Annotated in this window: 20 protein-coding genes; 10 read left to right on the top strand and 10 right to left on the bottom strand. The window is 74.2% G+C overall.

What is annotated here, in order from left to right:
- Window positions 1–234: 234 nt before the first annotated feature.
- The gene (locus ACIQGV_RS01245; protein ID WP_402488706.1) at window positions 235–1194 is read left to right on the top strand and encodes an ABC transporter substrate-binding protein; all 960 of its coding nucleotides are present in this window, start codon (window positions 235–237) and stop codon (window positions 1192–1194) included.
- A 202-nt stretch (window positions 1195–1396) separates the two neighbouring features.
- Here ACIQGV_RS01245 and ACIQGV_RS01250 read toward each other — a convergent pair whose 3' ends face one another.
- Together ACIQGV_RS01250 and ACIQGV_RS01255 are read right to left on the bottom strand one after the other, a co-directional pair.
- Window positions 1397–1822, bottom strand: a complete 426-nt coding sequence (locus ACIQGV_RS01250) for a DUF6114 domain-containing protein (RefSeq protein ID WP_402488709.1) — start codon at window positions 1820–1822, stop codon at window positions 1397–1399.
- A gap of 4 nt (window positions 1823–1826) precedes the next feature.
- Window positions 1827–2507: a DUF6230 family protein gene (locus ACIQGV_RS01255; protein ID WP_402488711.1), complete on the bottom strand. Its 681-nt coding sequence runs from the start codon at window positions 2505–2507 to the stop codon at window positions 1827–1829.
- A 392-nt stretch (window positions 2508–2899) separates the two neighbouring features.
- Between ACIQGV_RS01255 and ACIQGV_RS01260 the strand changes: the two genes are divergently transcribed.
- Window positions 2900–3547: a Tat pathway signal sequence domain protein gene (locus ACIQGV_RS01260; RefSeq protein ID WP_402488714.1), complete on the top strand. Its 648-nt coding sequence runs from the start codon at window positions 2900–2902 to the stop codon at window positions 3545–3547.
- Between the two features lie 18 nt (window positions 3548–3565).
- On the opposite strand, the gene ACIQGV_RS01265 is transcribed toward ACIQGV_RS01260, so the two are convergent.
- Window positions 3566–4555 (bottom strand): lytic polysaccharide monooxygenase, encoded by a 990-nt coding sequence (locus ACIQGV_RS01265; RefSeq protein ID WP_402488717.1) that lies wholly within the window; start codon window positions 4553–4555, stop codon window positions 3566–3568.
- 401 nt (window positions 4556–4956) lie between these two features.
- On the opposite strand from ACIQGV_RS01265, the gene ACIQGV_RS01270 reads away from it, so the two are divergent.
- Window positions 4957–6759: a S8 family peptidase gene (locus ACIQGV_RS01270; RefSeq protein WP_402488719.1), complete on the top strand. Its 1803-nt coding sequence runs from the start codon at window positions 4957–4959 to the stop codon at window positions 6757–6759.
- 110 nt (window positions 6760–6869) lie between these two features.
- On the opposite strand, the gene ACIQGV_RS01275 is transcribed toward ACIQGV_RS01270, so the two are convergent.
- Window positions 6870–8135 carry a cytochrome P450 gene (locus ACIQGV_RS01275; RefSeq protein WP_402488722.1) on the bottom strand — a complete coding sequence of 422 codons (1266 nt, stop codon included), beginning with the start codon at window positions 8133–8135 and terminating at the stop codon, window positions 6870–6872.
- Complete coding sequence (locus ACIQGV_RS01280) at window positions 8132–8917, bottom strand: alpha/beta fold hydrolase (protein ID WP_402488725.1); 786 nt, start codon at window positions 8915–8917, stop codon at window positions 8132–8134. The genes ACIQGV_RS01275 and ACIQGV_RS01280 overlap by 4 nt, the downstream gene beginning before the upstream one ends.
- A 155-nt stretch (window positions 8918–9072) precedes the next feature.
- On the opposite strand from ACIQGV_RS01280, the gene cyc2 reads away from it, so the two are divergent.
- A complete protein-coding gene (cyc2, locus tag ACIQGV_RS01285; protein WP_402488727.1) occupies window positions 9073–11235 on the top strand; it encodes a germacradienol/geosmin synthase Cyc2 in 2163 nt (720 codons plus the stop codon).
- On the opposite strand, the gene ACIQGV_RS01290 is transcribed toward cyc2, so the two are convergent.
- Window positions 11196–11963, bottom strand: coding sequence for a hypothetical protein (locus ACIQGV_RS01290; protein ID WP_402488730.1), 768 nt, complete (start codon window positions 11961–11963; stop codon window positions 11196–11198). The two genes, cyc2 and ACIQGV_RS01290, sit on opposite strands and share 40 nt — an antisense overlap.
- 84 nt (window positions 11964–12047) lie before the next feature.
- Here ACIQGV_RS01290 and ACIQGV_RS01295 point away from each other — a divergent pair, with 84 nt between their 5' ends.
- A complete protein-coding gene (locus ACIQGV_RS01295; RefSeq protein WP_402488733.1) occupies window positions 12048–12914 on the top strand; it encodes a LysR family transcriptional regulator in 867 nt (288 codons plus the stop codon).
- A gap of 98 nt (window positions 12915–13012) precedes the next feature.
- The gene (locus ACIQGV_RS01300) at window positions 13013–13567 is read left to right on the top strand and encodes a PDZ domain-containing protein (protein ID WP_402488736.1); all 555 of its coding nucleotides are present in this window, start codon (window positions 13013–13015) and stop codon (window positions 13565–13567) included.
- Here the strand turns inward: ACIQGV_RS01300 and ACIQGV_RS01305 are convergent.
- The gene (locus ACIQGV_RS01305) at window positions 13560–14315 is read right to left on the bottom strand and encodes a metallophosphoesterase (RefSeq protein WP_402488739.1); all 756 of its coding nucleotides are present in this window, start codon (window positions 14313–14315) and stop codon (window positions 13560–13562) included. The genes ACIQGV_RS01300 and ACIQGV_RS01305 overlap by 8 nt on opposite strands.
- 326 nt (window positions 14316–14641) lie before the next feature.
- Here ACIQGV_RS01305 and ACIQGV_RS01310 point away from each other — a divergent pair, with 326 nt between their 5' ends.
- Window positions 14642–15610, top strand: a complete 969-nt coding sequence (locus tag ACIQGV_RS01310; protein WP_402488742.1) for an aminoglycoside phosphotransferase family protein — start codon at window positions 14642–14644, stop codon at window positions 15608–15610.
- A gap of 508 nt (window positions 15611–16118) precedes the next feature.
- Here ACIQGV_RS01310 and treZ read toward each other — a convergent pair.
- On the bottom strand, window positions 16119–17867 hold the full coding sequence (gene treZ / locus ACIQGV_RS01315) for a malto-oligosyltrehalose trehalohydrolase (RefSeq protein ID WP_402488744.1): 1749 nt from the start codon (window positions 17865–17867) through the stop codon (window positions 16119–16121).
- A 172-nt stretch (window positions 17868–18039) separates the two neighbouring features.
- On the opposite strand from treZ, the gene ACIQGV_RS01320 reads away from it, so the two are divergent.
- The 3 genes from ACIQGV_RS01320 to ACIQGV_RS01330 all read left to right on the top strand — a co-directional run bounded on the left by ACIQGV_RS01320 (window position 18040) and on the right by ACIQGV_RS01330 (window position 20478).
- On the top strand, window positions 18040–18594 hold the full coding sequence (locus tag ACIQGV_RS01320) for an FHA domain-containing protein (RefSeq protein WP_402488747.1): 555 nt from the start codon (window positions 18040–18042) through the stop codon (window positions 18592–18594).
- 118 nt (window positions 18595–18712) lie between these two features.
- A complete protein-coding gene (locus tag ACIQGV_RS01325) occupies window positions 18713–20065 on the top strand; it encodes a M14 family zinc carboxypeptidase (protein ID WP_402489473.1) in 1353 nt (450 codons plus the stop codon).
- Window positions 20062–20478 carry an SSI family serine proteinase inhibitor gene (locus ACIQGV_RS01330; protein WP_402488750.1) on the top strand — a complete coding sequence of 139 codons (417 nt, stop codon included), beginning with the start codon at window positions 20062–20064 and terminating at the stop codon, window positions 20476–20478. The genes ACIQGV_RS01325 and ACIQGV_RS01330 overlap by 4 nt, the downstream gene beginning before the upstream one ends.
- Window positions 20479–20691: 213 nt before the next feature.
- Here ACIQGV_RS01330 and ACIQGV_RS01335 read toward each other — a convergent pair whose 3' ends face one another.
- Both ACIQGV_RS01335 and treY read right to left on the bottom strand, forming a co-directional pair.
- Window positions 20692–21942: a M14 family zinc carboxypeptidase gene (locus tag ACIQGV_RS01335; protein ID WP_402488753.1), complete on the bottom strand. Its 1251-nt coding sequence runs from the start codon at window positions 21940–21942 to the stop codon at window positions 20692–20694.
- 120 nt (window positions 21943–22062) lie between these two features.
- Window positions 22063–24420, bottom strand: a complete 2358-nt coding sequence (treY, locus tag ACIQGV_RS01340) for a malto-oligosyltrehalose synthase (RefSeq protein WP_402488755.1) — start codon at window positions 24418–24420, stop codon at window positions 22063–22065.
- Window positions 24421–24492: the final 72 nt, after the last annotated feature.

Genomic DNA, 24492 nt, shown 5'->3' on the forward strand with positions numbered 1-24492 from the left:
AGGCGGGCGGCGTGAGTCCGGATCAAAACTCCGTTACGAACCGCCGTCGTCCGATGACGTTTCGTTCATGCAGGCCGCCCGACTCGGCACTCTGCGCGCTCGATCGGTCACCGGGAAGCACTTGACTGACCGAGAATCCGCTGGATTGGATCGGCGGGTGCGGAGCCCGCACCCCGCACCTCGACAGCGTTCGCCCAGCCCTGCCCATCAACCTCCGAGCCCGGAACGGGAATTGTGACTTCAACCGAGAAGAGCAGCTGGACCAGCACGAGACACCCCGGCGCGGCCGCCGTCGCGCTCGCCGTCATGGCGGCCCTCGCTGCGGGATGTGGCTCGGACGACGGCACCTCCGACAACCCGCTCGCCGAGGACAAGGCGGAGGGGGACTCCGTCGTCGTCGGCTCGAACAACTTCGCCGAGAGCATCCTCCTCGCCGACATCTACGGCGAGGCCCTGAAGGCCAAGGGCATCGAGGTCACCTACAAGCCCAACATCGGCAGCCGTGAGACCACCTACGGTCTGCTCAAGAACGGCACGATCACCGTGCTGCCCGAGTACAACGGCTCCCTGCTGGCCTATCTCGACCCCAAGGCCGAGCAGAAGTCGGCCGACGCGGTCAACGCCGCCGCCGAGGCGAAGCTGGACCCCAAGCTGACGCTGCTGGAGTCCTCGCCCGCCGAGGACAAGGACTCGGTCTCGGTCAACGCCGAGACGGCGGAGAAGTACGGCCTCACCGACGCGTCCACGCTCGCCGACCTCAAGGAGGCCGCGCCCGAGCTGGTGATCGGCGGATCGCCGGAGTTCCAGACCCGTCACCAGGGTCTGCTCGGGCTGGAGGCCGAGTACGGCCTGAAGTTCAAGTCGTTCAAGGCGCTGGACGCGGGCGGCCCGCTCACCCAGGCGGCGCTGAAGAAGAACACCGTGCAGGCCGCGGACATCTTCACCACCGACCCGACCATCACCAAGGAGAAGTTCGTCGTCCTGAAGGACCCGAAGAACCTCTTCGGCTTCGCCAACGTCACTCCGCTGGTCCACAGGAGCGGGCTGTCCGAGGAGGGGGTCGCCGCGCTGAACGCGGTCTCCGCCGAGCTCGACACCGAGACGCTGCTCGAACTGGACTCCCAGGTGCAGCTGGAGAACAAGGACCCGCTGGACGTGGCCAAGGCGTGGCTGAAGTCGGCCGGTCTGGTCTGACGCCCGGCGCCCGACGTCTGACGCCCGGCGCCCGGCCCGTCCCGGTCGGGCTGGAGGAGCCGGGCGGCGCGGGCCGGGGGCCGCGGGGAGCGGCGTACGCGGTGGCGTGCACCTTCCCCGCGGCCCGCGGTCCCCGGCCCTGCCCCCGGTGCCCACCGCTTTCCCGCGGCCCCCGGCGCCCACCGCGCGGCGGCCGTTCTGCTCAACGGGCGGCGGCCGCCCGTGCCTTGCCGTGACGGAGCCCCCGGCGGCGGCGCGGCTCCTGGTCGGGCAGCCAGCCGAAGGCCAGACAGCTCCCGGCGGCTCCGAGCAGCAGGCCCAGCAGGAAGCCGCCGAGGTTCGAGGTGAGCCAGCTGCCCAGCGAGAGCAGCAGGCCGGTGAGCGAGTAGAACAGCCGCTGGGCGGGGCTGAAGAGGATCAGCAGACCGCACAGCACCATCAGCACCGGCAGCAGATACCCGGCCAGCCCCTGCATGCCGATGTGCAGCACGACCTTCAGCGACGCCTTCATGGTGAGCAGGATCTCCGCCCCGCCGAGGGTGAGCAGCAGCCCGCCCCAGAAGGGCCGGCTGCCCCGCCAGCGGCGGAAGGCGGCCCGGGGCCGCGGGCGTTCGCGATCCGGTGCCATCGGCTCAGCAGCCCGACTCGCTGAAGCGGAGCTTCAGGCCGGGCAGCTTGAACACTCCCGCCGTGGTGGCGTAGTTGGTCTGCCGCAGATCGTCGATGCGTACGGTGTCGGCCTGCTGGCTGAACACGCCGATCGGCCCCTGCACGCCGCCCTTGGTCAGGGTGCTGGCGTCGTTGCCGATCTCGATGTTCCCGAACCGGGCGTCGCCCGACAGCTGGGTGGAGTCGGTGGTCAGATCGGTCGCCTGCACCTTCTGCTCGCCCCTGCCCGCGGTGATCAGCAGGTTGGTGCCGCCGAGGTCGACGCTCTGGCACAGATCGGTCAGCGTGGCGTTCTTGATCACGGAGGTGACGACCAGCACCTGGCCGCCGGTGTCGCCGGCGTTGGGGCTGCCCTCCGCCATGTTGTCCAGCGCGCCGAACTGCTCGAAGCCGGTGCCCTTCAGCTCGGTCGCGGTGACGGTGAACGGCATGCCGGAGATGGCGAACTGCACGCCGAGGGCTCCCTCGGCGGTGAGGACCGCCAGCCCGGCGAGACCTGCGACGGCGGCGACGGCCGGCAGCGCGGCACGCCGCAGCCGGACCCGGCCGCGTCTTTCGGGGACCGCCGGCGCTTCGGCGGAATCGTTCACGGGCGGTTCGGGGGTGGTGCCGGGGTGCGGCGTGTGGTCCGAGGACGAGGCCATGACTGCTCCCAGGTGCAGACGCGTGCGGAGTGGGTTCCAGTGGCGCGGTGTCCTGGCGCGGACGGCGGCCACGGCGGTGCGCCCGCTTGCGACTCCCGGTGTTCGCAAGGGCTTTCCCGCGCCCCGCAGTGGCCGTACCGGGAAGTTACCGGCGGTTACATGCACCGGTCAACAGTGCGTGCGCATTTGTTGAACCCGTTGTCAGCAGGCTGCACACATTTACTTGATGTGGCGTCAACTTATGTTCGAAGCCTTGACGTTGACGGAGCATCAGCTCTACAACCTCCCTTGCTTCGCCCGGATCCGTGGCGCCGGATCCGGCCCGTCCCGCGGCACGGCCGCGTACCCGGACCGGCACGGCCGCCACCCCCATCCGCAGGAGAGGCATCCACATGCGTATACGCACCTTCATCGGTCTCGCGGCCGCGGTGGCCGCGTTCACCCTTCCGGCGGCCGGGCCCGCCGGCGCGGCCGCCGGGCCCGTGCTGACCACGGGGGGAGCCGGTGGCACGCCCGTCGCCACCGGTGCCGTCCTGAACGCGTCCCTGGCCGCGGGCACAGCCGCCACGTTCTACTCCAGCTCCACCGGCACCAGCGGTGTGACCTGCACGTCCTCGCAGTTCTCGGCCACCGTCACCGGCAACCCGACCGCGCCGGGCACGGCCACCGAGTCCCTCACCGCGCACACCTTCGGCGGCTGCACCAGCAACGTCACCGGAGTCCTCGGGGTCAACGGCATCACGCTCCAGAACCTGCCGTACACCGCGACCGTGACCTCCGAGGGCGTCGTCTCGGTCACCCCGCCGAGCGGCTCCGCCGTCCGCACCACGGTCTCGCTGCGCACCCTGCTCGGCAACATCACCTGCGTCTACCAGGGCGCGAGCCTGACCGGCACCGCGAGCAACACCGACAACAGCATCGCCTTCTCCAACCAGCCCTTCAGCAAGGTCTCCGGCTCGTCGCTGTGCTTCGCCAACGCCCACTTCACGGCCAAGTACGCGCCGGTGACGACCGGCGGAGCGGCGGTCTACGTCAACTGACGTCCCTCCGCGCCCGGTTCACGCCCCGCGGCGCAGTCGCAGGGCGAGGGCGATGCCGCCGGTGAGCGCGAGCACACCGGCGGCAGCGCCCGCCATCCAGGGGGCGGAGGGGCCGGACTCGGCCTGGGCCACAGGGGTCGCGGCGATCGGCGGGTGAGTGCTCCCGTCCGCGGGGTCCTTCACGGTCCCGGCGGCCTCCTCCGCGGTGGCCGCGGGCCGTGACACGGACGGCTCCGCGGCCTCGGGGGTCTTCCTCCCGGCCTCCGGCGCCGCCCCGCTCCCGGACGGAGTCCCGGCGCCGGCCGGACCGCCCTTCCCGGTCCCGGCCGTGCCCCCGGCGGCGGCCGTCGGTGCCGCGGTCCCGGGAGCCCGCGCGAACTCCACGTCCGAGCAGGAGTAGTACGTGTCCGGGGTGCTGCTGTTCTGCCACACCGTGTACAGCACATGCCGCCCTGTCCGGTCCGCCGGCAGGGTCGCGCGCATCCGGTAGGCGCCGTCCTCCAGGGCCGGGTCACGGACCTCGGCGAACGGCCGCTCCGGCAGGGCGGACCAGGTGAGCGGCCGCGTCGGGTCGTAACCAGGCTTCGTCAGAAAGAACTTGAACGTCCCGGCGTGGGGGATCGTCGACTCGTACGACACCGTGATCGTGCCGCCCGGCGTCAGCCGTGTCACCGGCCAGTCGGCGCGGGCCAGATCGAGGCCCCGGTAACCGGGCAGTCCCGCGCTGCACAGCCGGCCGTCGGCGAGGGTCTGCCGGTCCCGGCCGCCGACGTCCGGCAGTCTCAGGTTGTCCCACGCGGCGATGGGCCCGCCGTTCGCCGCGACCGCCGCCCGGCAGGCCGCCGACCGTGCGCGGTCGCCGCCGTCGGGCGAGCAGGCCACCGTCCGGGAGACGGGGTCCGTCGGAGCGCCGTGCGCGTGGGCCGGGGCCGACGCGGCGAGGACCAGCGCGGGAAGCAGCAGGGCGGCTGCCGCGGCGGTGGCTGCGGTGGTGGGGGCGCCGGGCATACGGGCCTCCTCCGGTTCGTGGGGCGTACGGGCTTCCGAAGGCAGTACGGCCCTCGCGCCCCGAGCGTTCAGTGCCGGCCGGACACGAGGGCACGCATCGCGCCGCCGCCGCGGCGCGAACGCGCGCGCGAAGCCCGGACCAAAGGGTGCATCCCCGCTCAAGCAGCCGACGGCGAGGGTGGGTTTCCGGCCTGATCAAGGGTTTCCCCTGTACCCCTACGCGCGTCTCGTTCCCTATCGTTCGAGCACCGCCGACCCACAGGTAACCCCCACACCGGGTCGGTGCACCAGGTCTGGCCGGCCATCGCGAACCGCTTTTCGAACAGCCCCCACCGCTTCGACGACGAAGCGCTCGACCGCCGCTCCGCGCTGCCCGGAGTCCGGCCACGAAAGGCAAGCCCTTGCGCACTTCTCCCTCCACCCGCCGCAGACTCATATCCGCCGCCGCGGTCTCCGCGGCGCTCTTCACCGCCGCCACCGCGACGGTCGCCGTCGCCCAGGACACCGCCGCGCCGGCCGCCCCCGCCGACCTCGCGGCCCGCACCGAGGCCGCCCCCGGCGCCCCCGCCGAGCGTCTGATCGTCGGCTACAAGTCCGGTGCCGCCGAGGCCACCTCCAACACCGCCGCCGAGGCCGACGCCGTCGCCAAGGGCAAGGAGGCCGGCGAGAGCCTGGACTTCCGGCGCCGTCTCGGCACCGGCGCCGCCCTCGTCGACCTCGGCGAGGACCTCACCCGCACGGACGTCGCCGACGTCATCGCCGAGTACCGGGCGGACCCGCAGGTCGCCTACGTCGTGCCGGACCGTCTGAACAAGCCCAAGGCCGACCCGAACGACACCGACTACGCCAAGCAGTGGGACCTGTTCGAGGCCACCGCGGGCATGAACGTGCCCGGCGCCTGGAACACCACCACCGGCACCGGCGTGACCGTCGCCGTCATCGACACCGGCTACGTCGCCCACTCCGACCTCGCCGCGAACATCGTCGGCGGCTACGACTTCATCTCCGACACCGCTGTCTCCGTCGACGGCAACGGCCGCGACTCCAACCCGGCCGACCCGGGCGACTGGTACAACGCGGGCGACTGCGGCGCGGGCGTCCCGGCCGGCAACTCCTCCTGGCACGGCACCCACGTGGCCGGCACCATCGCCGCGGCCACCAACAACGGCAAGGGCATGGCCGGCATCGCGTACGGCGCCAAGATCTCCCCGCTGCGGGTGCTCGGCAAGTGCGGCGGCTACGACTCCGACATCATCGACGCCATCACCTGGGCGTCCGGCGGCACCGTCTCCGGCGTGCCCGCCAACACCAATGTCGCCAAGGTCATCAACATGAGCCTCGGCGGCGACGGCGCCTGCACCTCCGCCACCCAGTCCGCGATCACCGCCGCCGTGAACCGCGGCACCACGGTCGTCGTGGCGGCGGGCAACGAGAACGACAACGTGGCCAACCACTCGCCGGGCAACTGCGGCAACGTCATCTCGGTCGCCGCCACCAGCCGCACCGGCGCCAAGGCGTCCTACTCCAACTACGGCTCCCTCGTGGACATCTCGGCGCCCGGCGGCCAGACCAGCACCGGCACCGCCAACGGCATCTACTCCACGCTGAACTCCGGCACCAGGACGCCGTCCACCGAGTCCTACGCCTACTACCAGGGCACCAGCATGGCCACCCCGCACATCGCGGGCCTGGTGGCGCTGATGAAGGCGGCGAACCCCGCGCTGACCCCGGCCCAGATCGAGTCGGCCCTCAAGGCCAACGCCCGCCCGCTGCCGGGCGCGTGCAGCGGCGGCTGCGGCGCCGGTCTGGCCGACGCCGCCAAGACCGTCCAGGCGGTCGCCGGCGGCACCGGCACCGGCACCGTCTTCTCCAGCACCACCGCGGTGGCCGTCCCGGACGGCGGCGCGGCGATCGAGTCCCCGATCACCGTCTCCGGCGTCTCCGGCAACGCCCCCGCCACCCTCAAGGCCGGGGTGAACATCACCCACCCCTACCGCGGTGACCTGGTCGTCGACCTCGTCGCCCCGGACGGTACGAGCTACCGTCTGAAGTCCTCCAGCTCCTCGGACTCCGCGGACAACGTCAACACCACCTACACGGTGAACGCCTCCTCCGAGGTCGCGAACGGCACCTGGAAGCTGCGCGTCCAGGACGTCTACTCGGCCGACAGCGGCACGCTCAACAGCTGGAACCTGACCTTCTGAGCGAGGCCGGCCCCTGACGGGCGTGCCGGCCGGTGCGGATGGGCGCCGGCCGGCACGCCTCCGCCTTCCCGGGCCCGGGCCCGCGGCCCCGGGAAGGCGGATCGACGGCGTCAAGTCACTGACAGGGGGAGTGATTTGACGCCGTTGATGAAGTTCGACACCAGCCGCCGCGGCGGCCCGGCCGTCCACCCGGCGGGCAGCGCCCGCAGCGCCTCCCGGTACAGCAGCCGCAGCTGGAGCCGTGCGAAATGCGCGCCCAGACAGACATGCGGTCCGTGCCCGAAGGACACGTGCGGATTGGGTGTCCTGGCGAGATCCAGCCGGCCGGGATCGGCGAAGACCCGCTCGTCCCGGTTGGCGGAGGCGTGGAGGACGACCACCTTCTCGCCCGCGAGGATCTTCTGCCCGGCCAGCTCGGTGTCCCGCACCGCGGTACGCCGGAAGCTGAGCACGGGCGGATGCCAGCGCAGCAACTCCTCCACCGCCGTGCCGAGTTCCACCTCCCCCTCGTACAGCCGCCGGTACTCCCGCGGATGTTCCGCCAGCGCCAGCAGTCCGCCCGGGGCGGCACTGCGGACGGTGTCGTTCCCGGCGACCGTCAGCAGGAAGAAGAACATCTCCAGCTCCGCGCCGTCGAGTTCACCGTCGTGCGCGAGCACGGTCAGCACGTCGTCGCCCGGCCGGCGCCTCTTGTGCCGGGCCAGCTCCCGTGCGTACGCGAACATGTCCCCCAGCAGCGCGGGCGAGCGCGGATTCACCGGCCGGCCCCCGTCGTCCAGCACCGGCACGTCCGCCTCGTCCGGGTCCTGGTAGCCGATCACCCGCCGGGTCCAGTGCAGCAGCAGCCCGCGGTCGCTCTCCGGAACGCCGAGCAGATCGGCCAGGTTGAGCAGCGCGTACTCGTCGGTGACCGCGGCGACCACGTCGACCGTGCCGCCCTCCTCCCGGGCCCGCCGCAGCGCGTCCGCCCACAGGGCGCGGGCCCGCTCCCCGGCGACCGCGGCGAACCGCTCGATCCGTCCGGGGGTGAAGGCGCGGCTCACCAGACGCCGCAGCCCGCCGTGCTCCGGCGGATCCTGGTTGAGCATCGTCCGCCGGAGGAACGGCAGATCGGCCGGGTCGGGATCGCGGATCTGGGTCGCGCCCGCGTACGACGAGAAGACCGCCGCGTCCTTCAGCACCCGCACCACGTCCGAGTGCCGGGTCACCGCCCGGAAGCCCGGCCCGGCCGGCCAGCCGAGCACCTCCGGCTCCTCCTGCCGGGCCACCGGGTGATGATCGCGCAGGACCCGGTAGTCGTCGTACGGGACCCCGGCGGCGTAGCGGCGCGGATCGAAGACGTCGGGGACCGCGGGAGCGGCGTCGCGCACGGTCACGCCCCGCCGTCCTCCCCGTCCGCGCGCAGGAAGTCCTCCACCGCACGGATCACCTCCAGCGGTGTCTCGTCCATGGCGTAGTGCCCGGCGCAGGGCAGTTCGGCCAGCTCCGCGCGCGGGTACCAGGCCATCCACGTCTGCCGCATCACCTCGGCCGACAGGGCGGGATCCAGCGCCCCGGCCACCGCGAGCGCGGGCACCTGCGCGCCCTCCACGCGCGCGTGGAAGTCGTCCAGCGCCCACGAGTCCAGCCACGCGCGGAACGCCTTGGCGTCGCTGACCGCGAGGGACCGGGCCACCATCCGGTCCAGCCACGCGTCCGGGCGGCGCCCGCCGGTCGTGATGTCGATGATCGCGCGCCGGTTCTCCGGCCGGTGCCCGGCGTCCGCGAACAGCTCCCACTGCTCCGGCGGCAGCGCCAGCCCCGACGCCGGGACCGGCGAGACGCCCGCGATCCGGCGCAGCCGCTGCGGCGCCACGGCCAGCAGCCGCTGGGCGACCGCCCCGCCCATCGAGTGCCCCACCACCGAGAACCGCTCCCAGCCCAGCCGGTCGGCCAGTTCCACCAGGTCCAGCGCCGCCTCCCCGGTGGTCCAGGAGCCCTGGGCGTCCGCGGCCCGGCCGTAGCCGCGCAGGTCGACCAGCGCGTACTGGAAGGACGTGACGTCCAGGTCCGGGACGACGGCCGCGTACGCGGAGCGGTCGGCGAACCAGCCGTGCACGGCGAACACCTTGTGGGCGCCTTCGCCGTGCAGCTCATGAGGGAGGGTGAAGGAGGTCATGCGACCAAGGTGACCGGCGGGAAGCGGCTCGGCAAGGGCGCACGCGCAGGCCCGCGCGCCGGGAACCTCCCTGGTTCCGGGGGCGATTCACGCGATGGTGTGATCATGTGGGCCCGGACGGATGCGCCCGGCGGCCCACGGGTAGGGCCCCGGCCATGACCCAGCCGTTCGAACTCCCGCACTTCTACATGCCGCATCCCGCGCGCCTGAACCCGCACCTCGACGAGGCACGGACCCACTCGACCGAGTGGGCGCGGGAGATGGGCATGCTGGAAGGGTCCGGGATCTGGGAGCAGGCCGACCTCGACGCGCACGACTACGGCCTGCTCTGCGCCTACACCCACCCCGACTGCGACGGTCCCGCCCTGTCGCTGATCACCGACTGGTACGTGTGGGTGTTCTTCTTCGACGACCACTTCCTGGAGACCTTCAAGCGCAGCCAGGACCGCACCGGCGGCAAGGCGTATCTGGACCGGCTGCCGCTGTTCATGCCGATGGACCCGGCGACGCCGATGCCGGAGCCGGTCAACGCGGTCGAGGCGGGCCTGGCCGACCTGTGGACCCGCACCGTCCCGGCGATGTCCGCCGACTGGCGCCGCCGCTTCGCCGTCGCCACCGAGCACCTGCTCAACGAGTCGATGTGGGAGCTGTCCAACATCAACGAGGGCCGGATCGCCAACCCGGTCGAGTACATCGAGATGCGCCGCAAGGTCGGCGGCGCCCCCTGGTCGGCCGGACTCGTGGAGTACGCCACCGCCGAGGTGCCCTCCGCCGTCGCCGGTTCCAGGCCGCTGCGTGTGCTGATGGAGACCTTCTCCGACGCCGTGCATCTGCGCAACGACCTGTTCTCCTACCAGCGGGAGGTCGAGGAGGAGGGCGAGAACAGCAACGGCGTGCTCGTGCTGGAGACCTTCTTCGGCTGCACCACCCAGGAGGCCGCCGACACCGTCAACGACGTCCTCACCTCACGCCTCCACCAGTTCGAGCACACCGCGTTCACCGAGGTGCCCGCCGTCGCGCTGGAGAAGGGCCTCGCCCCGGCCGAGGTCGCCGCCGTCGCCGCGTACGCCAAGGGCCTCCAGGACTGGCAGTCCGGCGGCCACGAGTGGCATCTGCGCTCCAGCCGGTACATGAACGAGAACGCCGTCACCGCCCCGGCGTGGAGCGCCCCGGGCGCCCCGGGCGGCACCGCCGGCATCCGCGCCCTGCTCGCCTCGGCCGGCGCCGAACGGCTGCGGGCCCACCTCCACACGCCGTTCCGGAAGGTCGGCCCGTCCGTCGTCCCCGACATCCGTATGCCGTTCGCGCTGCGTCTCAACCCCGGCCTCGACGAGGCCCGCCGTTCCCTCGTGGCCTGGTCGCACAGCACGGGCATCCTCACCGAGGGCGTCTGGGACGAGGACAAGCTCGGCTCCTGCGACCTGGCGCTGTGCTCGGCCGGGCTCGACCCGGACGGCAGCCAGGAGGCGCTCGACCTCAGCGCCCACTGGCTCGCCTGGGGCACCTACGGCGACGACTACTACCCGCTGGTGTTCGGGCACCGCCGCGACCTCGCCGCCGCCCGCCTCACCACGGCACGCCTGTCGGCCTGCATGCCGCTGGACGGCGAGGACCCGCTGCCGCCGGTGAGCGCCATGGAGCACGGTCTGACCGACCTGTGGGCGCGGACCACCGCGGGCATGGACCAGGAGGCCAGACGCAGCCTGAAGGCGTCGGTGGACGTGATGACGGAGAGCTGGCTGTGGGAGCTGGCGAACCAGATCCACCACCGTGTCCCCGACCCCGTCGACTACCTGGAGATGCGCCGCGCCACCTTCGGCTCCGACCTCACCCTCAGCCTGTGCCGGATGGGCCACGTCCCCGACGTGCGGCCCGAGGTCCGCCGCAGCGGCCCGGTGCGCTCCCTGGAGAACGCCGCGATCGACTTCGCGTGCCTGCTCAACGACGTCTTCTCGTACCAGAAGGAGATCGAGTACGAGGGGGAGGTGCACAACGCGGTCCTGGTGGTGCAGAACTTCTTCGGCTGCGACTACCCGACCGGCCTCGGGGTCGTCGCGGACCTGATGAACCAGCGCATGGAGCAGTTCGAGCACGTGGCCGCCGTCGAACTGCCGCTCCTGTACGACGACTTCGAGCTGTCCGCCGAGGACCGCGCGGCGATGGCGGGATATGTGACGGCACTTCAGAACTGGATGTCAGGGATCCTCAACTGGCACCGCTCGGTGCCCCGTTACCGGGCCGACTACCTGGCCCGCCGCACCCACGGCTTCCTGCCGGATCATCCTCCGGCCCCTGCCCTGTCGCTGCTCGCGGGCTGAGACGGTGAGACGCCCGGGCGGCGTGCCGCGTGTTCCGCCGCCGCCCGGGCCAGGGCGCGGACGACCGGGTGGGGACGGGTGCCGCCGGAGAGCTCGGGCTGGAAAAGGGTGGCCAGGAAGAAGGGGTGGCCGGGGAGTTCGGCGACACGGACGCCGCCGTTCTCGTCGTGCCCGGAGAAGCGCATGCCATGGGCCCGCAGGGTGCCGAGGTGGCGGGAGGGCCCGTAGGCGCAGTGGTAGCGCTCCACGGTCCGCTCGGCGCCGGTCACCCGATGGGCCAGGGAACCCGGCTCGATCACCACGGTGCCCTGGTGGCCCACGAGCGAGCAGGCCAGCGGCTCGATGAGCAGGTCGGCCGCGCCGGGGTCGTTCTCGGCGTGCGCCGCCCGCGTGAGCCCGCACACCCCCCGCGCGAACTCCAGCAGCGCGTGCTGGAAGCCGGCGCACGTGCCGAGGAAGGGGATGCCCTCCTCGCGGGCGACCCGGATCGCGGCGAGGACACCGGCCTCGCTGCGGTAGGGGCTGCCCGGCAGCACCCACACCGCGTCGAAGCCGCGCACCGCCTCCTCGTCGGCGGCGTCCTCGGAGGGGATCCAGTAGGCGTCGAGGACGAGGAGGTCCCGCTCGGCGAGGGCCTGGAGGAGCACGGGCACGCGGGTGTGCGAGACGACACCGGGGGAGCGGTCCCCGACGAGGGCGATCCGGGCGACAGGAGGTGTGGACGTCATACGGGTCATGCTCCGGGCCCCCGCCCGTTCACGTCCAACGATGATTCACGGTCGTTCCATGAGCAGCACTGATACTGGTTCCCCATGGACCCGCATCTCCTGCGCACCTTCGTCGCCGTGGCCCGGCTCGCCTCCTTCTCCGGGGCCGCCCGCGAACTCGGCTACACCCAGTCCGCCGTGTCCCAGCACATCGCGGCGCTCGAAGGGGACCTGGGCGCACCGCTGCTGACCCGCCGTCCGGTCGTGCCGACCGAGGCGGGCGAGCGGCTGCTGGAGCACGCGGGTCCCCTGCTGCTGCGCCTGGAGGCGGCCCGTGCCGACGTGGCGCGTATCGCGGCGGCGCCCGGGCAGGGCCTGACGCTCGCCCTCACGCCCACGGCCTTCGGGCCGCACGTCCTCGCCGCGCTCCCGAGGGCCGGGGTGACCCTGCGGGTGCTGCCGCGCGCGGAGATCCCCGCGGCGGTCGCCACCGGAGCCGCCGACCTCGGCCTCGTGGACGGGGCGGCCGCACCCAGCGACCCGCTTCCGCTGCCCGACGTGGCGCCGCTGACGGCCCACGGCGTGGCGCAGGAGCCCGTCTGCGTGCTGCTGCCCGCCGCGCACCCCCTGGCCCGCCGTCCGGGCCTGCGCCTCGGCGACCTCGCGGACGCCCTGTGGCTCGACGCCCCGCAGGCCGGTCTGCCCACGGCGGAGCTGAGCGCGGCGTTCGGCGGCCGGGCCCTGCGGACGGCCCTGCGCTACGACGGCACCGACCTGCGGGTGCTGACCGCCCTGGCCGCAGCGGGCCGGGGCCTGGCCCTGCTTCCGCACTCCGTCGCGGCGGACGTCCCCGGTGCCGCGGCGGTCGTGCTGGTGGAGCCGCGTCTGGTGCACCGTACGGAGCTGGTGTACGCGGGGACTCCGCGCGGGGCGGCGGCGCGGGCCGTGGACGTGCTGCTCGGGCGCGGGTGACACGTAAGGCTTCCCGCGGCCGCCCGCGGGCCAGTCTCACTCGTTCGTGGATCGTCGCGGCCCGGTGCGCCGGGTAGAGCACCGGCCGGAGGCGAACCATGGAACAGACTGCGCTGCGTCCCAAGCCGATGCCGGGCCAGGAGCCCGGCGGGGGTACCGACCCGGTGCCCGTCCGCCGCCCGCATGCCGTGCGGCGCCGCGGCCGGCGGCTCAGGACCCTGCTGTTCGTCCTGTTCACGGGCACGGTGCTGGTGCTGTCCGGGGTCGGTCTCGGCGCCGTGGGCACCACCGTGATCGGCACGAGCGGGCTCGCCGTGCTCCCGGGGCGGACGGCCCCCCGTCCGCCCGCGCCTTCCGCGAGGCCCTCGCCCGCCCCGGTCCGCGCGGCCCCCGCCACCCTCGGGGTGGAGGCCGTCGACGCGCGGCAGGAGGGCGCCCTGCTCGTCGGCGTCCATGTGCCCGGGCCCGGCTGGTCGGCGGGCCTGGTCCGCGGGGACGTCCTGCTCACCTTCGGCGACGCCCGCGTCGGCACCGCCGAGGACCTGGCCCGCGCGGTGGAGAAGGCCCGCCCGGGCGGGGAGGTCACCGTGACGGTGCGTCATGAGAACGGGGTCCGTCAGCGGCTGACGGTCGTCCCGGGCATCGTCACCTGACCACCCGGAAGTGGCTGGTCAGCCGGCCCGCGTCGTCCAGGACGTGGAAGGCCAGCCCGACGGGGGCGTCCCGGTCGGCGACCTGCTCGCTCTCCCAGGGCAGATTCAGCGTCCAGGTCACACCCGGCCCCACGAGCAGCGGCCGCCCGGCGAACACGGTCGCGGCCGGGCTGTGCGCGTGCCCCGTGATCAGCCCCGCGATCCGCGGCCGCCGCTCCAGCAGCGCGGCGAGCCGGTCGGGGTCGGCCAGCCGGTAGGAGTCCGGCAGCGGGTGGTGCAGCGCCACCGGCGGGTGGTGGAAGGCGAGCAGCGCCGGAAGGCCCGCGTCGAGCCCGTCGAGCGTGGTCTCGATCCAGTCGTACGTCTCCTCGTCCAGGGCCCCGTCGTCCTCGCCCGGGATGCTGGAGTCGCACATCAGCACCGCGGCGTCGTCGAACACCCGGACGCTGTTGACCGGCCCCTCGCCGGCGGCCCCGCCCAGCAGCGCCTTGCGGTACGGCGCCCGGCTGTCGTGGTTGCCCGGGCAGGTCAGCACCGGGAAGGGCGCGTCGCCGTCGCGCAGCCCCAGGACGCGGGCGGCCTCCTCGTACTCCGACTCCGCGGCGTGGTCCGCGATGTCGCCGGTGACCAGCAGCGCGTCCACCCGGCCCGGCAGGCTCCACAGCCGGTCGCGGACCCGCTCGGCGCGCTCGGTGGCGCGCGGGGTCCCGTCGAGGTGCAGATCGCTGATGTGTGCGAGTACGAGCACGGTGGCGCGTCCTTCCGCCCTGGGCTAATGGTGTGAGGTGATCAAAACATTAGCCCTAATGGTTGTGCAAGTGTCCGGCATTAGGTGTGGGGGCGGGGCCGCCGACCGGCTCGCGTCGCCCCCGGCGGCCGGGCAGGATGCTGCCCGTAGCCCTTTCACCGTCCAGGGAGGCCCGGATGACCGGCATCGAGGACACCGTCACCCCGGACGGGGGCCGCCGCCTCGCCGGCTCCCCGCGCGAGCTGGTCATAACGGACTGACCGGGCACCCCCGCGGGCACCCGGTCCCCCGGCCGACCACATCCCCGAGCGACGGACGGCGCGACCATGACCCAGGCACCGACACCCACCGCGGACACCGTCCGCAGACTGGTCCGGACCCTCATCAGGGACGGCACGCAGGACGCGTCCGGACCCGAGGTGCGGCCCGTCGACGAGAGCGGCCGGCGCACCACCTGGTGGGTGGGCGACCGCCATGTGCTGCGCCTGGCCCCCGACCCGGAGGCATCCGTCCGGCTGCGCCGCGAGGCACGCCTGCGCGACCTGGTCCGGGCGCACGTCCCCGTCGCCGTGCCGGCGTGCGTGGCGCACGGCGAGTGGGCGCCCGGCCTCGCCTGCACGCTCGACACCCTGCTGCCCGGCGGCTCGGGCGACCGGGAGGACGTCTCCGCGGTCGGCGAGGCCGACCTGGCCGGGCTGCTCACCGGGCTGCGCGACGTGCCGGCCCGGCAGGCCGAGGTGCTCGGCGTGCCGCGCACGGCCCCGCGCTCCCTGGAGTCGCTGCGCCGCGCGGCCGTGCGGGCCGCGGAACGGCTCGCCCGGGCCGACGAGTTCGACCCGGTGCGGATGCAGCAGCTCGCACCGCCCGCCGCCGTCCAGCTGGCCGTGCAGCCCGGTGGCGCCGTCCTGGTGCATCACGGTCTGACCGGCGACCACCTCGTCGTCAGCGGCGAGGGCCGGGTGCGCGGCGCCCTCGGCTGGGGCTTCGCGATCCTGGGGGACCCGGCCGAGGACATCGCCGGCCTCGCCCTCGCCGTCGGCTCGCCCGCCGCCGTGCGCGCCGCCACCCTCGCCGGGTACGGGGCCCGCCCCTGTCTGCGCGGCCTCTGGCTGGCCCGCTGCGACGCGGTGCTCCGCCTCGCCGCCCACCTCGACGGCCACGAAACCGCCGTTCCCCTGCCCCTGCTGCGCACCCAGCTCCGTCACGCCTGGGAGGCGATCCTGCTGGAACGCGTCACGGAACTCCGCGGGGAGGACCTGGAACCGGGCCCGCAGGAGGAGGACGAGGCGTACTAGGGCCCTTCTGGCGGATCTCCGCGGCGTCGCGACGCCCGGCACGCACTCCCCCACTGCCTCAAGGGCGCGGGAGGTGCCCCCAGCCGCACGGCGCGGAGGGCCAGGTGGCTCCGCCACATGACCCTCCGCGCCGCACACCGATCGCACGCACCGAACGCCGCTCCTTCTCCCACGGAGATCCGCCAGAAGGGCCCTAGGCTCCGTCCGGCGGCCTCCCGCCGGACACCGCACCGGCACGCGCGCACCGGACCCGGTCCGGACGACTCCCGCCCGCCGCATGCCCGGCCCTGTCCGGCGGACCGCTGCACGGGGCGGGGCGGCGCCCGGTGCGCACACTCCAGGTCTCCGCCGGGGCGTGTGCGCCGGGGCTTCGCCCGGGAGGAGGCTTGCGGCGGCCGCGTGACACCGGCGCCGCGTGCCGGGGCCCGCCGGGCGGGCCGTCGCGTGCGGTGGGGTGTCCGGCGCCGCGCGTCAGGGCCTGTCCGGCGGGCCGTCGTCCGCCGGGGTGTCAGTCCCGGGCCAGTACCACGCACGACTGGGCGGGCAGGTGCAGCACCCCGTCGTCGCCGGGCATCTCGACCGGCTCCCACGCGGCGAGCAGACGGGCCGGACGGCTGCCGATCGGGATCGCGGCGGACGACTTGCCGTGGTTGACGGCCACGCAGATGTCGCCCCGGCGGAAGGCCAGCCAGCGGGCGTCCTCGTCGAAGGCCACCTTGGTGTCGGCGAGGTCGGGATCCGTGAGGTCGGGCAGCTCGTGGCGCAGGGTGAGGAGCCGCCGGTACCAGGCCAGCATGCGTGCGTGGGGCTCACGTCCCGGCTCGGTCCAGTCCAGGCAGGAACGGTCCCGGGTCGCCGGGTCCTGCGGGTCGGGCACGTCCTCCTCGGGCCAGCCGTACGCCGCGAACTCCCGCCGCCGGCCCCGTCGTACGGCGTCGGCGAGCTGCGGGTCGGTGTGGTCGGTGAAGAACTGCCACGGCGTGCCCGCCGCCCACTCCTCGCCCATGAACAGCATCGGCGTGAACGGCGCCGTCAGCGCCAGCGTCGCCGCGCAGGCCAGCAGCCCGGGGGAGGAGGCCAGCGCGGCGAGACGGTCGCCCTGGGCGCGGTTGCCGACCTGGTCATGGGTCTGCGTGTAGCCGAGCAGCCGGTGCCCCGCGACCCGGCTGCGGTCCAGCGGGCGGCCGTGACGGCGCCCCCGGTAGCTCGAGTACGTGCCGTCGTGGAAGAAGCCGCCCGAGAGCGTCTTGGCCAGCGCGGCGAACGGGGCGCGCGCGAAGTCGCCGTAGTAGCCCTGCGACTCGCCGGTGACCGCGGCGTGCAGCGCGTGGTGGAAGTCGTCGCTCCACTGCGCGTGCATCCCCAGCCCGCCCTCCTCGCGCGAGGTGACCGTCCTCGGGTCGTTCAGATCGGACTCGGCCACCAGGAACAGCGGCCGGCCCAGCTCCGCCGCCAGCGCGTCCACGTTCGCCGACAGCTCCTCCAGGAAGTGGTACGCGCGCGTGTCCGCCAGCGTGTGCACGGCGTCCAGCCGCAGCCCGTCCAGCCGGTAGTCGCGCAGCCACGCCAGCGCGCTGCCCAGCAGATACGCCCGCACCTCGTCGGAACCGGGCGCGTCCAGATTGACCGCCTGGCCCCACGGCGTGTGGTGCGTGTCCGTGAAGTACGGCCCGAACACCGGCAGATAGTTGCCGTCCGGCCCCAGATGGTTGTGCACGACGTCCAGGACCACCCCGAGCCCCAGCCCGTGCGCCCGGTCGACGAACCGCTTCAGCGCCGCGGGGCCGCCGTACGGCTCGTGCACCGCCCACAGCGACACCCCCTCGTACCCCCAGCCGTGCCGCCCGGGGAACGGGCACAGCGGCATCAACTCCACGTGCGTGACGCCCAGTTCCGCCAGATGCTCCAGCCGCCCCGCGGCCGCGTCCAGCGTGCCCTCGGGCGTGTACGTCCCCACATGCAGCTCGTACAGGACCGCCCCCTGCAACGGGCGTCCCTCCCAGGGCGAGCGCCAGGTGTGGAGCCCCTGGTCGACGACCGCGCTCAGCCCGTGCGGGCCGTCCGGCTGACGCCGCGAGCGCGGGTCCGGACGCACGGGGCCGTCGTCCACGCCGAAGCCGTACCGCGAGCCGTCGGCGGCCTCCGCCTGTGCCGTCCACCACCCCTCGCGCCGCGGATCGCGTTCCATCGCGTGCGTGCCCCCGTCGCACTGGAGCGTCACTCGGCCGGCCTGCGGTGCCCACACCTCGAACTGCACGGACGGTTCCCCTTCGTCTGCTCACCGTGATGTAGCCCCACCATGGTGCGCCAACCACGGGAGATCCGGGCTCGAAATCCCCCCTTTCCCCGCAGGTGTCCTGAGGTGTGCGCACGTGCGGCCGTCCCCCGTTTTCTGGACACCCGGGGTTCACTGACCGACAATCACGTGCGTGACGTCGTCCTTCGAGTTCCCGGTCTACCCCGCGCGGCTGTCCGACGCGGAGCGCGACAAGGCGCTGCAGGTGCTGCGCGACGGCGCCGCCATGGGACGGCTGTCGCACGACACGTTCGTCCGGCGCATGGAGCTGGCGCTGGCCGCCCGCCGGCCCGACGAGCTCGCGGCGCTCACCGCCGATCTGCCCCAGGAGGGCGGCAGGGTCTCCCGCCTGGTGTTCGGGACCGTCGAGGCGGTGTCCGGGTTCACCGAACGCCTGCGCCGGGCCTGGCAGGCCGAGCGGCTGCCGAAGCTGCTGCTGCCCCACCCGGCCACCGGACACGCCCTGCGCATCGGCCGCGACCCCGCCTGCGGGCTCCGGCTCAGCCACGAGACGGTCTCGCGTGTGCACGCCGAGCTGACCCGCCAGGGCGGCATGTGGGTGCTGCGCGACCTCGGCTCCACCAACGGCACGACCGTCAACGGCCGCAGGGTGATCGGCTCCGCCGTCGTCCGCGAGGGCGACCAGGTCGGCTTCGGCCGTATGGCGTTCCGGCTCTCGGTGAACTGACCGTTCCGCAAAGTTCGCCCCCTTCCGCGGTGTTGACGTACCCGGTCGGCTCGTGACTCACTGTGCGTACGTCATGCACAGCAGGTGAACTGCCGGTCCCACGCCGTGGAGGTGTGCCCTGCCGCCCCTCCCGCGCTATCCCACCGCCGGCGAACTGGCCGCCCGCGCGGCCGCGCTCGTCGAACGCCGTGCGGGCGACGCCCGGCTGGCCCCGGCCGGAACCTCCCGCGCCGGCGAACCCCTGTGGCTGCTGTCCGCCGGGCACGGCGAGCGCCAGGTCCTCGTGGTGGCCGGGCCGCACGCCAACGAACCCGTGGGCGGCGCCACCGCCCTGCGGCTGGCCGAGCGGGTGCTCGCCCGTCCCGAACTCACCGACGGGGTCACCTGGAACCTGCTGCTCTGCGTCGACCCGGACGGTCTGCGCCGCAACGAGGACTGGCTGCACGGTCCGTACACCCTCGGCAACTACTTCCGCCACTTCTTCCGGCCCGGCTTCCTGGAGCAGCCCGAGTGGCTGCCCGACGGCGCCGCCGCGGCCGCGCTGCCGGAGACCCGCACGCTGCTGCGCCTCCAGGACGAGCTGAAACCTTTCCTCCAGGTCTCGCTGCACGGAGTCGACGTCGGCGGCGGCTTCGTCGAGATCACCCGCGACCTGCCCGGACTCGACCGCCGGCTGGCCCGCACCGCCGCCCGTCTCGGCATCCCCCGCGAACTCGGCTGCTTCGACGCCCTGCACTGGCCCCGGCTCGGCCCCGCCGTCTACCTGATCCCCCCGCCCAGCAGGGGCGACCTGGCCGCAGCGATCACCGAGGCCGCCGTGGAGTCGACCTGGTACCACCCGCACCGCCACGGCACCCTCACCGCCGTCGTCGAGGCCCCCATGTGGGGCGTGGCCGCCGTCGAGGACGACTCCGAGCCCGCCGACGCCGCCGCCGTGCTGCGCGCCGTCACCACCACCCTGCGGCACGACACCCGCCTCCTCGAACTGCTCCTCACCCGCCTGAGGCCGCATCTGGCCGCCGTCCCGGACGCGGCCCGCCTGCTGGCTCCCGTCGAGGACTATTTACTGGTCTGCCCCGGGCTCGCCGCCGACTGGGACCCCGACACCGTCGCCGGCCCCGGCGCCCGCCCGCTTCCCGCCCTGAGCAACGCCCATCTCGCCGCCCTGCGCATCGCCGGGCTGCGGCTCGCCCTGCGCACCGCGGGGCTGCTGCGCCGGCTCGCGCGGGCCGCCCGACACGTCCCGGCCGGGACCCTGACGGAGCTGGACCGGCTCATCGACCAGCGGTGCGCCGACTACCGCGACAGCTGCCGGGCGCGCTGGATCCCGGTCGCGCTCCAGACCGAGTTCCAGACCCGTGTCGTCCTCGACGCGTTCGAGCTCGCCGCCGCACAGGACACCCGCGCGGGTTCCCGTTCGGGTGAGCCGGGGTGGGGTGCGCAGGCCGTCGTGCCGATGCACCGGGAATGACGTACACCACCACCGCGACAGCGGTACGCGGCGTGCTGCTGGCGGCCGCTCTCCTGCTCGCCGCCGCCGCCCCGGCCCGGGCGGCCCGTCAGGAGACCTCCCCCGGCGACTGGCTCCGCCTCACCGTCACCCACGGCGACGCGTGGCCCGGCGGCACCCGGGGCACCCTGCTGCTGTGCGACCCGCCCCGGGGCCACGCGCGTGCCGCCGAGGCGTGCGACCGGCTCGACGCCGCCGGCGGCGACATCGACCGCATCCCGGTGCGGGACACCCTGTGCACCATGGTCTACGCGCCGGTGACGGTCCGTGCGCACGGGCGCTGGCACGGCAGGCCCGTCGCCTACGAACGGACCTTCGGCAACGACTGCGAGCTGGCCGCCCGGACGGGCCCGGTGTTCGCCCTGGACGGCTGAGCGGCCGGGCGCCCGCGCCGCCGGGCGCCGGTGTCACGGGGCGCCGATGTCAGGGGCACCGGGTACCGGTGTCACGGGGGTGGTCGGACGTAGGTGCCACGGGGAGTCGGACGCCCCGGTGTCCCGGGCGAGCGGTCGCCGGCGTTCCGGGCGGGCGGTCGCCGGCGTCCCGGGTGGCCGGCCGCCGGTGTCACGGGCGGGTGGTGGGACCTGTCACGCCGCCCGCTCGCGCGCGTGCAGCGCCGCCGCGAGCACCGTGCGCGACTGATGCTCGACCTGGTGCTCCAGAGGCACCCAGCGCGCGTGGAACCGCTCGGCGAAGGAGTCGCTCCACTCCACCACCAGCCGCTCCAGCAGCGGGGCCGCAGGGTCGTCGGTCTCCCGCAGCACCCGCAGCAGCATCGCCGCGGCCCGCAGCGGAAGCCGCCGCGCGAAGGCGTCCACGCTGCCCACGTACGCCCGGGAGTCCTCCGCGGGCGGGGTGTGGATCCAGTCCGCGGCCAGCCCCGGCACCAGTTCCAGCGCCCACTTCGCGGCCCGCAGCAGCGGACCCTCCGGCCCCTCCAGCCGGGGCAGCGCGTCGGCGAGCACCCGCTCCACCTGCGCCGTGTCCCGCAGCAGCCGCCCGGCGAGCAGCCGCAGCGCCGCGGCCGGATCCGGATGCGGCGCCACGTCGTCCACCAGGTCGCTCGCCCACATCGGCACCTCCACGACCGCCGTGAGACCGCCGTAGCGGTGGGCGTGGTACCAGGTGCTGTGCCGTGCGTCGTCCGGCATGCTCGGGTACGCGGTCCCCGACCCCCGCGCGGGCATCACATGCACCCCGGGACCCGAGGCCGGCCAGCCCGCGGCGTCCGACGCGCCCGTCTCCACCGGGATGTGCAGCTCCGCCGCCGATTTGGCGAACGGCTCGGCCAGCCCCGGGATGTCCTTGGTCAGCTGCACCCAGCTGCCGCCCAGATCGGTGCCGTGCAGCGTCACCTGGAGATAGGGGCGCAGCTCGTCGATCACCCCGGTCAGCGCCAGCGTCTCGGGCGGCAGCCGGTCCGGCGGCAGCACCGAAGGCGACCACTCCGGCTGCTCGGGCCCGGCCGGGCGGAAGAAGCCGCGATGGTAGTCGAGCAGACTGCGCGGCGCGGGCGTGACATGCAGACTCGCTCCGTCCGGGTCCGCGCACAGCAGGAAGTGCCAGGACACGCCGTCACGCAACGCCCTGTCCCACAGCACCTGTCCGGCCAGCGACAGCAGCGTGGGACCACCGGCCGGCTCGTTGGCGTGGGCGCCCGCGACGACCAGCACGGTCCGCCGGGCCCGGCCCACGGACAGCAGGTGCAGCGGACGCCCCTCCCGCGACACGCCCACCTCGCGCAGGGCGCACAGGCCGGGATGGAGAGCGGCCAGCGCCCGGGCGGACGAGACGAGTTCGGGCACACTGGGGTAGCGCAGCTCAGGCAGGAGACTCACCCCCGATTGGTCCGGCCTGCCCTTGGAACCGCAGTACCGCACGGAGTTGAGCCTCTGTCAAGAATGTGAGCAGGGGCGACCGGGGGGCGTCCGGAGGCGCGGTCCGCCGGCCGCCCTCGTCTACCGTTCCTCCCCGACCCGCTCCAGCAGGGCCACCGGAAGCCGTCCGAAAAGCTCCGCCGCGCGCACGTGCCGGGTGAACTCCCTTCCCGGCGTGAGCACATCGGCCCAGCGGCCCGGCGGCAGCGGGAGCACGGTGTCGCGCCAGCCGCCCGCCTCCGCCAGCCGCAGCGACAGCCGTGTCACGGCGGTGACCACCTGCCTGGTACGCGCGAACGCGGCGCAGTGCGCCGCCGCCGGACCCTCGGCGTGCAGCGGCTCGTACGTCGCCGTCTCCCCGAACGCCTCGGGCCGCTGCGACCGCAGCCGCAGCGCGGCCGCCGTCACCGCCGCCTTGTCGCCGGGTTCGTCCGGCGGCAGCGGGACCGGCCGCCGGTTGTCCGGGTCCACCAGGGCCCGGTACTCGGCCTCCGTGCCCTGGTACAGGTCCGGCACGCCCGGCATCGTCAGATGCACCAGCGCCGTGCCCAGCACGTTCGCCCGGACATGCGGCTCCAGCGAGGCCCGGAAGGCGGCCACCCGCTCGCCCGGCACCCCGCACGGGCCCTCCGTCACGAACGCCGCCACCGCCTCCTCGTACGGCGGCTCCTGCTCGGTCCAGCTCGTGTACAGCCCGGCCTCCCGGACGTGCTTCAGCAGCGCGTCCCGCACCCGCTCCGGGTCCGCCGGGCCCAGCCCGAACACCGTCTGCCAGGCAGCCCAGGCCAGTTGCCCGTCGGGCACGTGGTCCTCGGTGCGCGACACCCCTTCCAGGAGGTCCGCCCAGCGGCCGGGGACCTGCGTGAGCACGGCCAGCGCGGCGCGCACGTCCGCGCTGCGCTTGGTGTCGTGCGTGGAGACGACCGTGCCCGCCACGGGCCAGTCGCGCTGCACGCGCGCGCAGTGGGCGTGGAAGTCCTGCGGCGACACCGCGGGTGCACCGGGGTCGCCGCCCACCTCCGTCGCCGACAGCAGCGGCACGTACCGGTAGAACGCCGTGTCCTCCACGGATTTGGCCCGCAGCGCCGACGACAGCTGCGCGAAGCGGGTACGGAACTCCAGCTGGTCCGGCCCGTCCCCGTACCGCCCGAGGACCAGATCCCGTACGACGTCCACGGCACCGGCCTCCTCGGGCACCACGAAGGCGAGCCGGGCCTCGGCGGCGGCCTCCTCGGTGACGACGGCGGCCGCGTCCCCGGGCCCGTACGGGCGGTACACCTCCATGCGGACCAGCAGCTCGCGCAGGGCCGTGGCCAGCGCCCAGGGGGCCCGGTCGCGCAGCGCCAGGTCGGGCGAGGAGGCGCACACCCGGACCGCCACCCGCAGGAGCCGGTCCAGCTCGGCGGCCAGCTCGTGTCCGACCACGCCGTAGGCGGCCCGCCGCACGGTCGCCTCCCAGTCGCCGCCGCGGTCCGTCTGCGGGGCCGCGGTCCGCCGGTAGTGGCCGAGCAGGTCCGCGGCGCCCTCCGGGTCCGTGAACAGCCCGTCGATCCGACGCAGCGCGTCGTAGCCGGTGGTGCCCGCCACCGGCCAGGAGAGCGGCAGCCGCTCGTGGTCCGCGAGGATCTTCTCCACGACCGTCCAGCGGCCGCCGGTGGCCTCGTGCAGCCGCGCGAGGTAGGCGTCGGGGTCGGCGAGCCCGTCGGGGTGGTCCACCCGCAGCCCGTCGATCACGCCCTCCTCCAGCAGCGCGAGGATCTTGCCGTGGGTGGCGTCGAAGACCTCCGGCTCCTCCACCCGCACCCCGATCAGCTCCGAGATGCTGAAGAAGCGCCGGTAGTTCAGCTCCGTACGGGCCAGGCGCCACCAGGCCGGCCGGTACCACTGCGCGTCCAGCAGCTGCGGCAGGGGCAGGTCCCCGGTGCCCTCGCGCAGCGGGAAGGAGTGGTCGTAGTAGCGCAGCACGTCGCCGTCGACCCGCAGGGCGTCCAGCTCGGCGCCGAGCGGCCCCCCGAGCACCGGCAGCAGCAGCCGGCCGCCCTGCGCCTCCCAGTCGATGTCGAACCAGCGCGCGTACGGCGACTTCGGCCCCTCGCGCAGCACCTCCCACAGGGCGTGGTTGTGGGCCGGGGCCATCGCCATGTGGTTCGGCACGATGTCCACGACCAGGCCCAGCCCGTGCTCCCGCGCGGTGTGCGCGAGGGCGCGCAGGCCGTCCTCGCCGCCGAGTTCCTCGCGCACGCGCGCGTGGTCGACGACGTCGTAGCCGTGTGTCGAGCCGGGGACGGCCTCCAGCACGGGGGACAGATGCAGATGCGAGACGCCGAGCGAGGCCAGGTACGGCACGGTCGCCGCGGCGGCCGCGAACGGGAACGCGGGCTGGAGCTGGAGCCGGTAGGTGGACGTGGGCACCGGCGGGACGGATCGCTCAGGTGTCATGCAGACCTACGTACCCGCCCGACGGCCTTCTCTGTCATCGCCCCCGCCACCCGGGTCCGTGCGCATGGCCGG

The organism is Streptomyces sp. NPDC093094 (assembly GCF_044754345.1).
In the GTDB taxonomy this organism is placed as follows: Bacteria; Actinomycetota; Actinomycetes; order Streptomycetales; family Streptomycetaceae; genus Streptomyces.

Excerpts from the sequence above, each read along its gene's own strand:
- ACIQGV_RS01250 (WP_402488709.1), bottom strand. The coding sequence starts at position 1,822 with ATGGCACCGGATCGCGAACGCCCGCGGCCCCGGGCCGCCTTCCGCCGC.
- ACIQGV_RS01255 (WP_402488711.1), bottom strand. The coding sequence starts at position 2,507 with ATGGCCTCGTCCTCGGACCACACGCCGCACCCCGGCACCACCCCCGAA.
- ACIQGV_RS01260 (WP_402488714.1), top strand. The coding sequence starts at position 2,900 with ATGCGTATACGCACCTTCATCGGTCTCGCGGCCGCGGTGGCCGCGTTC.
- ACIQGV_RS01265 (WP_402488717.1), bottom strand. The coding sequence starts at position 4,555 with ATGCCCGGCGCCCCCACCACCGCAGCCACCGCCGCGGCAGCCGCCCTG.
- ACIQGV_RS01280 (WP_402488725.1), bottom strand. The coding sequence starts at position 8,917 with ATGACCTCCTTCACCCTCCCTCATGAGCTGCACGGCGAAGGCGCCCAC.
- cyc2 (WP_402488727.1), top strand. The coding sequence starts at position 9,073 with ATGACCCAGCCGTTCGAACTCCCGCACTTCTACATGCCGCATCCCGCG.
- ACIQGV_RS01290 (WP_402488730.1), bottom strand. The coding sequence starts at position 11,963 with ATGACGTCCACACCTCCTGTCGCCCGGATCGCCCTCGTCGGGGACCGC.
- ACIQGV_RS01295 (WP_402488733.1), top strand. The coding sequence starts at position 12,048 with ATGGACCCGCATCTCCTGCGCACCTTCGTCGCCGTGGCCCGGCTCGCC.
- ACIQGV_RS01300 (WP_402488736.1), top strand. The coding sequence starts at position 13,013 with ATGGAACAGACTGCGCTGCGTCCCAAGCCGATGCCGGGCCAGGAGCCC.
- ACIQGV_RS01310 (WP_402488742.1), top strand. The coding sequence starts at position 14,642 with ATGACCCAGGCACCGACACCCACCGCGGACACCGTCCGCAGACTGGTC.
- ACIQGV_RS01330 (WP_402488750.1), top strand. The coding sequence starts at position 20,062 with ATGACGTACACCACCACCGCGACAGCGGTACGCGGCGTGCTGCTGGCG.
- treY (WP_402488755.1), bottom strand. The coding sequence starts at position 24,420 with ATGACACCTGAGCGATCCGTCCCGCCGGTGCCCACGTCCACCTACCGG.